The sequence below is a fragment of the Haliscomenobacter sp. genome, assembly GCF_041740695.1.
Classification (GTDB): Bacteria; Bacteroidota; Bacteroidia; order Chitinophagales; family Saprospiraceae; genus Haliscomenobacter.
On record NZ_JBGSLK010000085.1, the window covers coordinates 42,501 to 56,066 of the forward strand.

Consider the following 13,566-nt stretch of genomic DNA (forward strand, 5'->3'; position numbering starts at 1 on the left):
TAACCCCCAGAAAAAATGAACTGTGCCGTAGAATAGAGTTACTTCGCTGTTAACGATGGGGAAGCGGGTTCGACTCCCGTCACGCTGACTTATACCAGCGTGTAGCTCAACGGTAGAGCACATAATGTACTCTTTTCGCTTTTTGCCAGTTTATTTTTTCCCAAGAGAAATAAAAGCATGTCGTAGTTCAGCGTTACTTCGATCCAAATAAGCCCAACGCTGAACGTTTTTTACTGCTTTTATGATTTGAAAGTGCCGTAGGATAGAGTTACTTCGTTTCGGGACGATGGGGTTGCGGGTTCGAGTCCCGTCACGCTGACCAATACTTACAATCATCAGCGTGTAGCTCAAAAGGTAGAGCACATAACGTACTCTTTTCGCTTTTTGCCTTTCAAATAATTTAAAATGGTCAAAATGGCCGACCGCATCACCAACCTCTACCACCCACCTCATTATTGGGACAAAACCAAAATCGCCGCTTATCGCAGCGAAGGCCAAGTCATTTACGATCATTTGGCCTCAGCCGATGCGCTCATGGCCCAGCGTTTGGTCGATAAAATTGAAGCCTACCAACAATTTTTATAATTTTTTTTTCATTTTGCTGGAACGTTTCCAAATGCCCAAAACACCTTATAATGAAAGCAGCAATATCCCACTGCTTTTACCCTTTTCATGATCCCAAAGTAACACCCAAACTTCCCTATTTCATTTGTAAAACTGCCCCATCCCATTTGCATGTCCATGCACTGCGAAAGCATTTTGCTTACCCGCAGTGCATTTTTTTTTGTATCAAACGAAAAAGAGCTGTTTTTGTACTATTTTCCGCACTGAGAGCTCGTTCAAACAAGCTCTGAATCATCCAATCTATAACTTACTTACACCTAATGAAACAGCTGCTCAGCTTTGGCTTCTGTCTAATTTTAGGCCAGGTTTTATTGGCCCAACAACACGCGGAACAAAACCACTCCAAATACGTGCCACCCAGCGACCCGCAGGTGCAACAAAAACTGCAACAATGGCAAACGGTAAAATTCGGCCTCTTGATGCACTGGGGTACCTACAGCCAATGGGGCATTGTGGAAAGTTGGAGCCTCTGCCCCGAAGATGAAGGCTGGTGCGAACGCCGTGGGCCTTACGCCAATGATTGGTACGGCTACAAAAAAGCCTACGAAAATTTACAATCCACTTTCAATCCGACCGATTTTAATCCCGACAAATGGGCCACTGCCGCCAAAGCAGCGGGTATGAAATACCTGGTGTTCACCACCAAGCACCACGATGGCTTTTGTATGTTTGATACCAAGCAGACCGATTACAGTGTAATGAACAGTCCTTTTGGCAAAAATCCCCGGGCCAACATTGCCAAACAGGTCTTTAAGTCCTTTCGCGACCAGGATTTTATGATTGGGGCTTATTTTTCCAAACCCGATTGGCATACTCCAGACTATTGGTGGCCCTACTTTCCACCCAAGGATCGCAACTCAAGCTATCCACCTAAAAAATATCCTGAAAAATGGGAGAAGTTCAAAACCTTCACCTACAACCAGATTGAAGAATTGATGCGGGATTATGGCAAGATGGACATCCTTTGGCTGGATGGTGGCTGGGTGCGCCCCTTTAGTACGATCGACACTGCGGTATCCTGGCAAAAAACCATCCCCTTTGATCAGGACATCGATATGCCCAAAATTGCGGCAATGGCGCGTACGCATCAGCCGGGTTTGTTGGTAGTCGACCGTACCGTGACTGGCCCGTATGAAAATTACGTAACACCGGAGCAACAAATCCCCAGCCATTACATGCCGATTCCCTGGGAAACTTGTCTGACTATGGGCGATTCCTGGAGTTATATCCCCAAAGAAAATTTCAAACCCGCCCGTAAATTGATTCATATCCTGGCCGATGTGGTCTCCAAAAATGGCAACCTCTTGCTCAACATTGCGCCTAGCCCCCAAGGTGATTTCCATCCCGAGGCTTACGACCGTTTGAAAGAAATTGGCAATTGGATGGGCGTCAATTCCGAAGCGATTTATGGGACAACCGGCGACAAGGATCTGGGTCCGCAAGGCAAATTGGTTTTTACCCATAAAGGCAAAACCGTTTACGCCATTTACCGAGCGGATGAAGGAGAAGCTTTGCCAACAAAAATTGACATTAAAAACCTGACACTGGGCAAAAAAGCCACCGTCAATCTCCTCGGCATTAAAGAACCGTTGAAATGGAATGCTGAAAATGGCACAACAAGCATTGTGGTTCCTGAAAAAACTGCTAAACTTGTGTCCAATAGCTACGCCTGGGTGTTTAAGATCACCAATTTATAGCGCATTCTTTAGCCTGTTATGTACCAAAAAACCATACTAACCAATGCAAACCAGAAGAAAGTTTTTGAGGTGGTCAGCACTCGGCCTACCTTTTGTTTCTTTTAGCCAAATCCTGGCCAAAAGTAAAGGGCCAGCAGCCATAAAGCCCATTGTGGTCTCGACCTGGGACAGCGGACTGCCCGTCAATGCCGTAGCCTGGAAAGTTTTGCGGGAGCAAAATGGACGAGCCCTTGATGCAGTCGAAGCTGGGGCACGTTCGATTGAAGACAGCATCAATTGCTGCGTAGGCTTGGGCGGCAACCCCGACCGCGATGGCATCGTCACCCTCGATGCTTGCATCATGGACGAAAAGGCCAATTGTGGGTCAGTGGCCGGCTTATCTTACATCAAACACCCCATTTCGGTAGCGCGTAAATTGATGGAAACCACTCCCCACGTAATGCTGGTGGGTGAAGGCGCTTTGCACTTTGCAGTGGCCAATGGCTTTCCCAAGGAGTCGGGAAAATTATCGAAAGATGCGGAAAAGGCTTACAAAGCATGGCTAAAAAAATCGGAATACAAGCCTGTCATCAACATAGAACAGCAACAAATCAACGCCAAAAAGAAAAAGGGCAATGGCCCCTTCGCCCCCAATAAGTTTGAGGATGGCAGCCCCAACCACGATACCATGGGCACCATTGCCCTGGACGCGGCGGGGAACCTCTCTGGTGCTTGTACCACCAGCGGTATGGCCTTCAAGCTGCATGGCCGGGTAGGTGATTCACCGATCATTGGTGCAGGTTTGTTTGTGGACAATGAAGTGGGTGCCGTAACTGGCTCTGGACAAGGGGAAGAGGTGATCCGCGTAGCGGGTGCAGCCTTAATCGTAGAGATGATGCGCCTGGGCAAAACGCCCAAAGAGGCTTGTAAAATAGCCGTAGAAAGGATTGTAAAAATCAACCCCGAAAAAGCCAAAACCTTTCAGGTTGGGTTCATCGCCATCAATAAGGCGGGTGAATACGGTGCTTATTCGCTGCAACCTGGCTTCAGCTATTCGGTGACAATGGCGGAAGATGGTGGGAAGGTGTATATGGCGGAAAGTCTGTTGTGAGCTATGAGCTATCAGCAATCAGCATTTGGAGCAACTCATTTGCTCATAGCTGATTGCTCATAGCTCATAGCTGATTGCTCACAAATACTGGTTTTTCACCAAAATCATCTGCGCCAAAATGCTAAGAGCAATTTCTGGCGCCGTTTTCGACTTGATGGGAATGCCCACGGGCGCATGAATGCGTTTGAATTCTTCTTCGGTGTATCCTGCAGCCAAAAGTCTTTCCCGGCGTTTTTCGTTGGAGCCCTTGCTCGACAAGGCGCCAATGTAGGCAACCTTGGAACGCAGCAAAAGGTGCAAAGCCTGATCGTCAATTTTGGGATCATGCGCCATGACTACGGCAAAGGTATATTCATCGATTTCGTATTCGGGCAATATTTCCGCCGGGTAATCCTCGTACATTTTATCCGGGGCAGTAGGGAAATGGGTGTTTTGCGCAAAGGTTCCCCGTGGGTCGATGACAATGGTTTCGAAATCAAAATACTTGGCCAGGTGCACCAATTCAGCGGCAGCATGCGCCGCGCCGATGATAAAAAGTTGATGTTTTTTAGGAAAAACGCGGAGGAACCATTTTTCATCCTCCACTTCCACCAATTGGCTTTTGCGTTCCTGATAGGCTTTTTCCGCTGCAGTTATCAGTTCAGCAGGTGTTTCCCCAACTGTAGTACCATTTGGGTGCCCTAAGTAGTGTTGAGCCTTTTCTCCCGACAATTTAGAAATCAACACGCAACTTTTATTTTCCAACAGATTGCTGCGCAGGGCTTGCCAGATTGCTGGTGAATCAAAAGCGACAAATTTTTCCAGAAAGATTTCGATTGTACCCCCACAGGTCAACCCAACCGACCAGGCATCGTTGTCGGAGACCCCAAATTTGAGGTTTTTGATTTTGGTACCTTGACTGGTTTCATCCGCTTCTTTGAGCACTACCCCTTCGACACAGCCGCCGGAAACCGAACCCAACATTTCCAGTTCTGGCCCAATAAACATCATGGTACCAATGGGACGTGGAGCACTTCCCCAGGTATTGATGACAGTAGCTGCACTAAAAGTTTTGCCTTCCGTGATCCAGCGATCGATTTCGGTGATGTATTCGCGCATGCTCTATTTTTTTGCCCACTACTATGCCTGACTTTGTGTATGAACCACAGCAAATAGTTGAAGCATTTCAGCCATTCGATCCTTTAAATCTTTGCGGTCAACAATGAAATCGAGAAAACCATGTTCGAGCAAAAACTCCGAGGTTTGAAAGCCTTCGGGCAACTCGCGCTTGATGGTTTCCTTGATGACCCTAGGGCCAGCAAAACCAATCAAGGCTTCAGGTTCGGCAAAGTTGACATCGCCCAACATCGCAAAAGAGGCAGTAACACCCCCCGTAGTAGGATCCGTAAGCAGGGAAAAGAAGGGCAGTTGAGCCCTTGCCAAACGGGTGAGTTTAGCCGAAGTTTTGGCCATTTGCATCAAAGAAAAAGCGGCTTCCATCATTCGCGCACCTCCGGTTTTGGAAATGATCATGAAAGGAAATTTTTCTTCGATACAAAAATCGATGGCTTTGGAAATGCGCTCACCAACCACTGAACCCATCGAACCTCCGATAAATTTAAAATCCATTGCAGCGACCACCAAGGGTAAGTCATTGACTTTGCCCACGGCTACAGTAATGGCATCGGTAACGCGATTTTTTTTGTATGCATCGGCAAGGCGATCGGGATACGGCTTTAAATCGGTGAATTGCAGCATGTCCTTTGAGCGCAATTCCTCAAAGAGCAAACCGTATTCCTGCTCATCGTAGAGCAGATCGAAATAATCGTAAGATCCAATCCTAGTATGATAATTGCACTTTGGACACTTGTGAAAATTCTCCCGCAATTCCTTCATCGTACTGGCTTCTTTGCAGCGTACGCACTGATGCCAAAGCCCCTCTGGAGCTTCTTTCTTGTTGCGGGTGGCGGTCTGAATACCGTCCTTCAATCGTTTGAACCAACCCATGAGCGATCGTTACTTTTTTGGCTGGCGGTAAAGGTAGGAAAAAAATTGAATGGGACAAGTTTGAACAATTCCTTTTGTAGGGGCAATTGTAGGGGTCGCCCTATGTGGCGCCCCCTACAGAAGGCAGCCACATAGGGCTGCCCTTACGGATTAACCGAACATATCGATCAATTTCTTTTTCATCGTGGAAAATTCCTCTTCAGAAAGCACCCCACTATCGCGCATTTCCGCCAATTCTTTCAATTTGGCCAAAATTTCCTGCCCATTGGGTTGTTGTGGGGCTTTTTCAGCTACGGGTGCAGCGGATTCATTGGGTTGTTTGGCTTCCTGTGGCACATCAGCACTTTCTTCAGGGCCTTTTTTGCGAATTTTTTCATCCTTCGCCCACTGCTCGGTTACTTTTTTGCCCTTCTCAAATTTTTCCTTGTAGAGTTTTTTAGCTCTTTCCATTTCAAAATCCAGGATGGTGCCGCCTCTTTCAAAGTGAATTTTGAACACTTCACCAACGCCATAAGTAGATGCGCCAGCAAAAATGGCATTGGGGATGGCACTGACAAGATTAAGGATCGGAATGAATTTGATGGCGCTTCCAGCAATAGCTTTGCCAAGCGTGGCACTGGTGATGGAAGAAACCACGGCCTTGCCTTGCGCTTCAGCAAATTCAATATTGTACACTCGGCACAGTTGCCGAATCATATCCAGTTGAACCGCGCCAATAGCCAGGATGTCAGCTACTGGTAGGCGGACAAAACCACCCGCAGCGGCAGCAGCTAAGGTGTGTGTACGAATGACGGTTTCAGCGTGTTTTGAACGCTCCACATTTTGTTCACTCATAAAGCTATTTTTTAGCGTGTTTTTGGCAAAATCGAACAATTGCTTTTTCACAGTGGTAAAAATTTGTTTTCAAAATTAAGGCTTTCTCCAGCCTTGTGCCGAAAATATCGACAAGTGGAGAAAGTTCTGAGATAAAACGGAGAATGAAGCACGTATTTCTAAAGTCTTCCTTAATTTTGTGCCCTAATATCTGTAGCAATTGAGCAAGCAATACATCAATTTAGATGGCAAGCTGATTGAATCCAATCAGGCCTGTCTGAGTGCGAACAACCGAGCCTTCCATTATGGAGATGGCTTATTTGAAAGCATTCGTATGATCAACCAGCACATTCCTCTGCTTCAACTACACTTGCAGCGCCTGCACATCGGTATGGCCGCACTGGAGATCAAACCTCCGGTAGATTGGAATATGGAGTTTTGGAAGGAGCAAATCGCCAAGGTTTGTCACAAGTGGCACCATGCCCGCATCCGTATCACCGTTTTTCGAACCGAAGGGGGCTTGTACACCCCCAATCACCACGATGCCCGATTTTTGATCGAAGCTGAAAAATTGGAGGAAGAACAATACCAGTGGAACAAGGATGGACTGAGTGTAGCGATTTGCAACATCGCTCAAATCCACGCTGGCTCACTTTTGTCCAATTTAAAAACCTGCAATGCGCTACCCTATGTATTAGGGGCCATTTTTGCCCGCAAGCACCAGTTGGGCGATAGCCTTTTGCTAAACCAACACGAACGTTTGGTGGAAAGCTCCAGCTCTAACATCTACTTAGTGCGCGAAGGAATGGTGGTCACCCCTCCCCTTTCGGAGGGTTGTGTGGATGGTGTTTTCCGCAAGTTTTTGCTTCGGGAAATGCCCAAAGCAGGCTGGAACATCCAAGAACGACCCATCCGACCCGCTGATTTGCGGCAAGCTGAGGAGGTTTTTTTGAGCAATGCAGTCAGAGGGATTCGTTGGGTGAAGCTGTTTGGCGACCGCAATTTTGGCAAACAAAACGGCAAAAAACTCCATGAGTGGGTCAATGAAACTTTAGCCGCTCTGTAAAAATGTATTGATCCGTGTAACCTTTTTCCAAAAATAGGGGTCATTAGGGGATTCTTACATCTTTGAAGCAAACCAATACCTAATGACCCAAAATATACCTACAGCTACACCTACAAAGCGGATTTTGACCGTCGATGCATTGCGTGGTTTTGCGCTATTGGGCATCATGATCGTACACATGATTGAGCAATACCTGGGCTCTGGAGCACCCAAGGAGCACCAAAATTACGCCGTACACAGTGATGTTGATCAGGTTTTTATGGCAATTTCCGGCATTCTGTTGCAGGGCAAGTTTTTCGCCATCTTTTCTTTCCTGTTTGGTCTGAGTTTTTTCCTACAAATGGAAACCGCCCGCCGCAAAGCAGAGCCTTTTATCGGTCGTTTTGTCTGGCGCTTGTTGTTGCTTTTTGTGATTGGTTTTATCCATAGCCTCTTTTATGCCGGTGACATTTTAAGCATTTACGCGATGGTCGGTTTGGGATTGGTGCTTTTTTACCGTGCTTCGAATCGCACCTTGTTGATTTTTGCAGGCATTTTTATGTGTGGTGTCCCCAGGTTAATTCTTTGGGCATTCCGGGCAGCCTACGACATCCCGCCGATGGATTGGGACTCCCTCGATCCTCAAAATGCCTGGTATTTCAATACCGTAAAAAATGGCTCCCTATGGGAAATCTTTAAAGCCAACGCCACGGTGGGTTTTGGCATGAAACTCTTTTTCCAGTTTGATACCAACAGCCGGGGTTACATGACTTTTGGGCTCTTTTTGCTGGGCATTTGGGTAGGTCGAACTGGCTTTTTTGAAAAACTGGAGGAGAATCGGCGTTTGTTGATCCGCCTGATTTGGGGCAGTTTGATTGTGATTGCTGTATTGGCGGTTGGTTTGATTTTTATGTTCAACAACATTAAAGATTACAATAGCCTGCCTGCCATGATCGGAATGTCGCTGGGTGATATTGGCAACTATTTGATCGCCTTATTTGAAGTGAGTATTTTTCTCTTGTTGTGTTTGGGCAAACGAGGACCGGGCATGATCGGAGCATTGGCACCTTACGGCAAAATGGCCCTGACCAATTATGTGATGCAGTCTTTGATCGGCACCTTTATCTTTTTTGGTTGGGGCTTGGGGCAAATTGGAGCCTGGGGTGCCAGCATCAACTTTGGCTTGGCCATTCTTTTGTACATCCTGCAAGTGCAGTTTTGCAAATGGTGGCTTAAAAAATACCAGTACGGGCCTTTGGAGTGGTTGTGGCGGAGTGGAACACAACTGCGCTGGGCTCCTTTGCGGCGGGAAACGACGATAGAAATTGCTTCGAATTAGCGCTCTATACGTCCCTCTACTAAGGTGATTCTTAAGTGTCTTAGGTTTCTTAGGTGGTAAAGCAATTTTTTTTTCACCACCTAAGAAACCTAAGACACTTAAGAATCACCTCAGTCGCTTTAAGCCAACCCCATTTCCACATTCCGCTGATGGTGCTGAGCATGGTAAATCGTGAAATACATCAATTCCCGCAAAGTCAATTTCCCCAGCAGCGGATGGGGCGCTTGCAAGGTATCCAGTTCCGATTCACTTAGGGAATCCAACAATCGATCCAGGCCAGCAATCATTTGCATCAATTTTTCAGCACCATAACTTTGAAAGCCTTCTCCAGGTACTTTAGGTTCATAGGCCTTAGGTGATTTTCCACCATTTGCTAGCGCAGCTTGATAAGTTTTGACCAAGGTGTCATAGTCCTGTGAGGCATGTTTAGCACGTCCAAAAATCAAGCGCAACAAAAAACTCGGCAAACTCAGACCCAATACTACTGGCCGCACACTGCGGATTAAGTGATCAAGTTGCTGCGCAGCAGACCATTTCCCTTCCCGATGAAAAATGAAGGCCTCGGGGCTCAGGTTTTGAACCAGCTCGCAAAATTGGCCGTATTGTGTATGTAGTCTTTGGATGATTTCCTGCTTGTTCATTTTATAAGTTTAATCATGCATAGAGTGGCTAAAATAATGTATTATTTATTGCGCTTTATCGTTTGTTGCTGCAACCCTTCCAAATCCTTCCCGTCCTTGACAATAGAGCTTTATCAATTTTTAGGGATGATGACAGTTGGCAACGAGTTAAAGATCAAATCACCATTTGTGCTGCTGATGGCGCTTTTTCCTGTCTCTATACTCCTATTTTTGGGAAAACCCTGGTTATTGGGGGTCATCCCGTTAGGGTTTTTAAGTTTGTACGAGTATGTCCAGCTCAAGCGAAAATCAAGACGCCATTCCAACTCATTGATCCATTTTACGGCACAAGATCAATTGGAGCGCTTAAGCATTGATTTGGAGCAATTGCTTTTTTTAAGCACTAAAGACAAATTCACCTGCATACATTACCTGAACAAAGGGCAGGTAGAACAAAAATTACTGCGTGGTAGCTTGAAACATTTTGAAGCGCAACTAGAAGATATACCCGTGCAGCGTTGCCACCTTTCATACATCGTTAATCTCACCCATGTACGGTTTATTGGTGGCAATGCTGAGGGTTTAAAACTTTACCTTCGCAACGTTGATGATCCGATTCCAGTATCCAATAAATACCGCAGCGCTATTTCCAGTTCATTACAAACCTTATCTGAGCGAGTCTCTACTTAGCCCTAAATCCTCAATTAATATTTCAAATGCATTATGGCTACTCAAGCCCCAAATTCGATTTAAAAATCTTCACGGCCACCGCCAGCAAAATCACCCCCATAAATTTGCGGATGACCAATAAACCTCCCCTACCCAACAATCTTTCGAGTAAGCGCAAAGAGCGCAGCACGATGTAAATGATCAGTAAGTTGAGCAAAATACCGATTACAATCGTCAAGGTATCGTAATTGGTTTTCAGTGAAATAATTGTAGTCAATGTGCCGGAACCTGCGATGAGGGGAAAAGCTACGGGCACCAGGCTCCCGGTTTGGTTCTCGTCTTCAGATTTAAAAATGTCAATTCCCAGGGTCATTTCCAGGCCCATGATGAAAATCAGGATTGAACCAGCTACGGCAAAAGATTTTAAATCTACGCCCAAAACGTGCAAAAATGCTTCACCGACAAATAAAAAAACCAGCATCAACAAGCCAGCAAAAGTGGTGGCTTTCCAGGCCTGGATTTGCCCAATGCGCTCGCTGATCGAAATGAGAATAGGGATATTGCCCAACATGTCGATGATGGCAAAAAGGGTAAAAGTGACGGTAAATACGTGGTCAAAGTTCATAAGGGCAGGTGTTGAAAAATTACTTTGGAAAGATACTACTTCCCTTTCAATTTTTCAATCGCCTTCAACACGGCCTCCCGCTTGTCTGCCGCGGTCATCCAGCGGGGTAATCTTGCGCCAATGCTCCGGCTCATGCGGGGGCTGGTGTTTCGTTCCCGCAGTTTGGCCCCTATGTGTTCCGCCAAAAATTCCAGGTGCTCGAGGTTATAGGCCCAGAGGGTTTGGCCGGAAAAATCAGCCTGCAACCATACGGGCAGGTGAAAAAAGGGATCGATAGGTCCGCCAAAAATCAGCACATTGCCCCGTTTCTGCTTCGGTTCCTGACGGGGAGAAATCTTCTCCAGGGTTTTATTATAGCCACAGCTTGTACAAACAACCTTGATGTCGTATTGGGATTTTTTCAAGGCTTCAAAATCACCAGTGTGTACGATTGCCTGCTCCAAACACTGGGGGCAAACCACCAGGATGTTTTTGGCAAATTGGTAGAGGAGGGTCTGGTAGGTATGTTTGCTGCGTTCTTCCATGGTTATTAGTTTATTCCACGAATTTGACGGGTAAGGCTGATGATGCGTCCAAAATGTTCCTGGTGCTTTCCTGCGCTGAGTTCATGGTCAAATGCGCTGGCTATTTTTTTAACCAAGTTAATGTATTCAGGGCTTGTTTCGGCGTAAAGGTGTTTGCTAAAGGACAGTTTTTGTTCGTCTTCCTTAAAGTTGATGTCCAATTTTAGCTCACCCGAAGCCAGCACCAGGGTTCTCCCGGTGTATTCTCCGGTTTTATCTTCCAAAATATTGGCCTTTGACCACCCCATTTGGCTCAAAACAAAATTTAAAAACACTGGTAACATGCCAGGTTTTACCGGGTAAAGGGTATAATAATGGTCTCGCGGGTCGTAGGTACCTTTCCAGGGGGGAGTTTTTTCGAGTTGACGCAACTGCAATTGTAGTTTACCCCTTTTGTCCTGTTTCCATTCAAAAAAGGTATTTATCCACTCAATGTCAATGTTTTGGACATTGATCATACGGGTTTCAGTATCATTATGAGGCACCACGTAGCCATCGTCATTCAAAAAATTGTATACTACCAGGCCATGCTCTGTTTCTGGAAGATCCGCATCCTGAGCATTCCAGCTTTGAAATTCAGCATGAAAAACCAGGCTGGTCTGATCGGGAGAAAACGCCAGGGCTCCATGAGGGGAGGGAAAGGAGTAATTGCCCAGGCTTTGGTTCTGAGTATTGAATCCTTTGATTTCTCGTGTCTGTACGTCCAAAACTGCGTGTTCGCTAATCATCAAAAAGCGCCCACCTTCCAGTTGATCAAGGGTTTCCATTTCGGCTGGATCATTTTCCATAAAAACCTCCCTAAATGGCCCGGGCTGCTCTTTTTCACTGTCCAAAAACTGTAAAGAAGCAAAGTCTGAACCTTGTGCGACCAATGGTTCTACCACTACAGTTTTATCCTTTACGTAAATGAGGTACAGGCTTTGGCTGCCTGCGATGAGGCTTGGACTGGGTGCCCCTGGCAAAGCATATACTTTCCATAAAAAAGGCAAGCCAGTATTGGTTTCCAGTCTTCCCGGAAAACGGATGGGCTGTCCCTCATAAAAGATGGAGTAAGCGATATTTGTTTGTTTAACCTTACCATAGTTCATATTGTAAGCAGTACTCGTAGTGGCAACTGCTTTAATGGTAAAAGGCCCATAAGTGAGTATTTTTTCTATGGATTTTGCAGCCGAGCGCTTGCTGAATCTCAGATAAAGCAATACCGAAGCGATGATCAATGCCAAAAGAATTGCTACTTTCATTACTTTTTAATGATTTTAGTGACCTTATCACAATTGGGTTTTTGTAGAGCATTTTCGGCAGCAGCCAGGAGCAAGGCTTCTATATTGGTCGCGCCGTTTAATTGCATGATGTGGGCGATATGGCCGCGTATGGCCGGGTTGTCTTCTTCTTGAATTCGCTTGGCGTAGTGTTCCAACAATTCTTTGCGCCATTTGGCTTCTTCAGCCGGGGTAGCCGAATACCGATCACCATTTCCATCCAGAAAGATGTAGTGGGTTTGGCCCCCATTGTCCATAAAAAGCTGTTTTGATTCGGCATTGTCAACAACCTGGGCTATAGTCGATTTTTCGGAGTAGTGTTCCCCCGAGTAAGTCAATCCTGCTGTTGGTTCTTCTTCATTTGGCCTTGGAGTGGCTGCTTTTTCCGCAGCAATTTGGGCATTATGGATCAAGGCATTGATTTCCGAGCGCATCTCGGATGTGATGGGAACATATTCTGGCAGAGGCACATTTAAAAAATGCTCAAACGAAAGAAAATTCAGGTATACCAGGCCAGCGTGCCAGTTGCTGCGCCCCCATTCGATGCCAAAGTCCCGTACGGTGACAAAATCACTCACCTTATCGTCTCCATCGGTCCATTGCAAAGGTGAAACTGGAAAGTTTGGATATTCAAAAAACTGAAAATGCTGGTAAGAGGCCGGACTGCCTGCCTGTATAAACGCATTGCGAATTTTGGCAATGATCCACTTGCGGGTATGCAGGTCGGGCAAGGGCATGATTGGGCCATAAAACCAGAAGTCGCTGAACAGTTGCTCGTAAACCGTACTGGGTCTGGGGCTAAAGTGCCCGGAAATATCCTTGTAAAAAAGCCCTTCTGCATTGATGGTTAGAGCCCATTGGTAAGTATCGGTGATCTTGACGGAGTATACAAATTCTTCTGCTTCAATTCTTTCGGGGCGGATTTGTTTCCAAAAATCGTAACGCAATCGGGCGGTTTCGGAAAGTTCACCATATAATTCCGATGCCATTTCTACACTGCGGCGCATAGCGTCGTTGCGGGCGGAGAGGGCTTCGCCAGGGAATGGGTCGTAGGTTTCGAAGAGTTCGGGAATGCTCCAGTCTTTTTCAAAACCTGGAGTGCTTTGTTGGATGGTATTGCCGGTGAATTGTAGCATGTTTAGCAGGGTATGACTTGGGCGTATACCGCACTGGGTATAGTGTCTGACTGCAAGATAATGTCCCCTTTTTTATTCTGCTATTTTTTCTGCTTTTTAA

Annotated in this window: 14 protein-coding genes; 6 read left to right on the forward strand and 8 right to left on the reverse strand. The window is 46.1% G+C overall.

Annotation, left to right across the window (positions count from 1 at the left end; all coding sequences use genetic code 11):
* The first annotated feature begins 414 nt into the window (after positions 1–414).
* The 3 genes from ACEW9O_RS17435 to ACEW9O_RS17445 all read left to right on the forward strand — a co-directional run bounded on the left by ACEW9O_RS17435 (position 415) and on the right by ACEW9O_RS17445 (position 3,411).
* On the forward strand, positions 415–585 hold the full coding sequence (locus ACEW9O_RS17435) for a hypothetical protein (protein ID WP_373551466.1): 171 nt from the start codon (positions 415–417) through the stop codon (positions 583–585).
* Positions 586–884: 299 nt separating this feature from the next.
* The gene (locus ACEW9O_RS17440; protein WP_373551467.1) at positions 885–2,321 is read left to right on the forward strand and encodes an alpha-L-fucosidase; all 1,437 of its coding nucleotides are present in this window, start codon (positions 885–887) and stop codon (positions 2,319–2,321) included.
* Between the two features lie 43 nt (positions 2,322–2,364).
* Positions 2,365–3,411 (forward strand): isoaspartyl peptidase/L-asparaginase family protein, encoded by a 1,047-nt coding sequence (locus ACEW9O_RS17445; protein WP_373551468.1) that lies wholly within the window; start codon positions 2,365–2,367, stop codon positions 3,409–3,411.
* A 78-nt stretch (positions 3,412–3,489) separates the two neighbouring features.
* Here the strand turns inward: ACEW9O_RS17445 and ACEW9O_RS17450 are convergent, their stop codons facing one another.
* The 3 genes from ACEW9O_RS17450 to ACEW9O_RS17460 all read right to left on the reverse strand — a co-directional run bounded on the left by ACEW9O_RS17450 (position 3,490) and on the right by ACEW9O_RS17460 (position 6,282).
* Positions 3,490–4,509 carry an XdhC family protein gene (locus tag ACEW9O_RS17450; RefSeq protein WP_373551469.1) on the reverse strand — a complete coding sequence of 340 codons (1,020 nt, stop codon included), beginning with the start codon at positions 4,507–4,509 and terminating at the stop codon, positions 3,490–3,492.
* Between the two features lie 21 nt (positions 4,510–4,530).
* Positions 4,531–5,397, reverse strand: a complete 867-nt coding sequence (gene accD, locus ACEW9O_RS17455) for an acetyl-CoA carboxylase, carboxyltransferase subunit beta (protein WP_373551470.1) — start codon at positions 5,395–5,397, stop codon at positions 4,531–4,533.
* Positions 5,398–5,547: 150 nt separating this feature from the next.
* A complete protein-coding gene (locus ACEW9O_RS17460; protein ID WP_373551471.1) occupies positions 5,548–6,282 on the reverse strand; it encodes a DUF697 domain-containing protein in 735 nt (244 codons plus the stop codon).
* 148 nt (positions 6,283–6,430) lie between these two features.
* Here ACEW9O_RS17460 and ACEW9O_RS17465 point away from each other — a divergent pair, with 148 nt between their 5' ends.
* Positions 6,431–7,276, forward strand: coding sequence for an aminotransferase class IV (locus ACEW9O_RS17465; RefSeq protein ID WP_373551472.1), 846 nt, complete (start codon positions 6,431–6,433; stop codon positions 7,274–7,276).
* 82 nt (positions 7,277–7,358) lie between these two features.
* Positions 7,359–8,594, forward strand: a complete 1,236-nt coding sequence (locus tag ACEW9O_RS17470) for a DUF418 domain-containing protein (protein ID WP_373551473.1) — start codon at positions 7,359–7,361, stop codon at positions 8,592–8,594.
* A 119-nt stretch (positions 8,595–8,713) separates the two neighbouring features.
* On the opposite strand, the gene ACEW9O_RS17475 is transcribed toward ACEW9O_RS17470, so the two are convergent.
* Positions 8,714–9,235, reverse strand: a complete 522-nt coding sequence (locus ACEW9O_RS17475) for a DinB family protein (RefSeq protein WP_373551474.1) — start codon at positions 9,233–9,235, stop codon at positions 8,714–8,716.
* A gap of 96 nt (positions 9,236–9,331) precedes the next feature.
* Between ACEW9O_RS17475 and ACEW9O_RS17480 the strand changes: the two genes are divergently transcribed.
* Positions 9,332–9,904 carry a LytR/AlgR family response regulator transcription factor gene (locus ACEW9O_RS17480; protein ID WP_373551475.1) on the forward strand — a complete coding sequence of 191 codons (573 nt, stop codon included), beginning with the start codon at positions 9,332–9,334 and terminating at the stop codon, positions 9,902–9,904.
* Between the two features lie 37 nt (positions 9,905–9,941).
* Here ACEW9O_RS17480 and ACEW9O_RS17485 read toward each other — a convergent pair whose 3' ends face one another.
* The 4 genes from ACEW9O_RS17485 to ACEW9O_RS17500 are packed head-to-tail and all read right to left on the reverse strand — an operon-like array spanning position 9,942 to position 13,466.
* Positions 9,942–10,508 carry a MarC family protein gene (locus tag ACEW9O_RS17485; protein ID WP_373551476.1) on the reverse strand — a complete coding sequence of 189 codons (567 nt, stop codon included), beginning with the start codon at positions 10,506–10,508 and terminating at the stop codon, positions 9,942–9,944.
* Between the two features lie 35 nt (positions 10,509–10,543).
* Positions 10,544–11,032 (reverse strand): hypothetical protein, encoded by a 489-nt coding sequence (locus ACEW9O_RS17490; RefSeq protein WP_373551477.1) that lies wholly within the window; start codon positions 11,030–11,032, stop codon positions 10,544–10,546.
* 5 nt (positions 11,033–11,037) lie between these two features.
* Positions 11,038–12,312, reverse strand: coding sequence for a hypothetical protein (locus ACEW9O_RS17495; protein ID WP_373551478.1), 1,275 nt, complete (start codon positions 12,310–12,312; stop codon positions 11,038–11,040).
* Complete coding sequence (locus ACEW9O_RS17500) at positions 12,312–13,466, reverse strand: hypothetical protein (protein WP_373551479.1); 1,155 nt, start codon at positions 13,464–13,466, stop codon at positions 12,312–12,314. The genes ACEW9O_RS17495 and ACEW9O_RS17500 overlap by 1 nt, the downstream gene beginning before the upstream one ends.
* Positions 13,467–13,566 lie beyond the last annotated feature (100 nt).

Bases quoted from the DNA above. Each gene is read 5' to 3' on its own strand.
- ACEW9O_RS17445 (WP_373551468.1), top strand. From the start codon at position 2,365: ATGCAAACCAGAAGAAAGTTTTTGAGGTGGTCAGCACTCGGCCTACCT.
- ACEW9O_RS17485 (WP_373551476.1), bottom strand. From the start codon at position 10,508: ATGAACTTTGACCACGTATTTACCGTCACTTTTACCCTTTTTGCCATC.
- accD (WP_373551470.1), bottom strand. From the start codon at position 5,397: ATGGGTTGGTTCAAACGATTGAAGGACGGTATTCAGACCGCCACCCGC.
- ACEW9O_RS17440 (WP_373551467.1), top strand. From the start codon at position 885: ATGAAACAGCTGCTCAGCTTTGGCTTCTGTCTAATTTTAGGCCAGGTT.
- ACEW9O_RS17495 (WP_373551478.1), bottom strand. From the start codon at position 12,312: ATGAAAGTAGCAATTCTTTTGGCATTGATCATCGCTTCGGTATTGCTT.
- ACEW9O_RS17490 (WP_373551477.1), bottom strand. From the start codon at position 11,032: ATGGAAGAACGCAGCAAACATACCTACCAGACCCTCCTCTACCAATTT.
- ACEW9O_RS17500 (WP_373551479.1), bottom strand. From the start codon at position 13,466: ATGCTACAATTCACCGGCAATACCATCCAACAAAGCACTCCAGGTTTT.
- ACEW9O_RS17435 (WP_373551466.1), top strand. From the start codon at position 415: ATGGCCGACCGCATCACCAACCTCTACCACCCACCTCATTATTGGGAC.
- ACEW9O_RS17475 (WP_373551474.1), bottom strand. From the start codon at position 9,235: ATGAACAAGCAGGAAATCATCCAAAGACTACATACACAATACGGCCAA.
- ACEW9O_RS17470 (WP_373551473.1), top strand. From the start codon at position 7,359: ATGACCCAAAATATACCTACAGCTACACCTACAAAGCGGATTTTGACC.
- ACEW9O_RS17450 (WP_373551469.1), bottom strand. From the start codon at position 4,509: ATGCGCGAATACATCACCGAAATCGATCGCTGGATCACGGAAGGCAAA.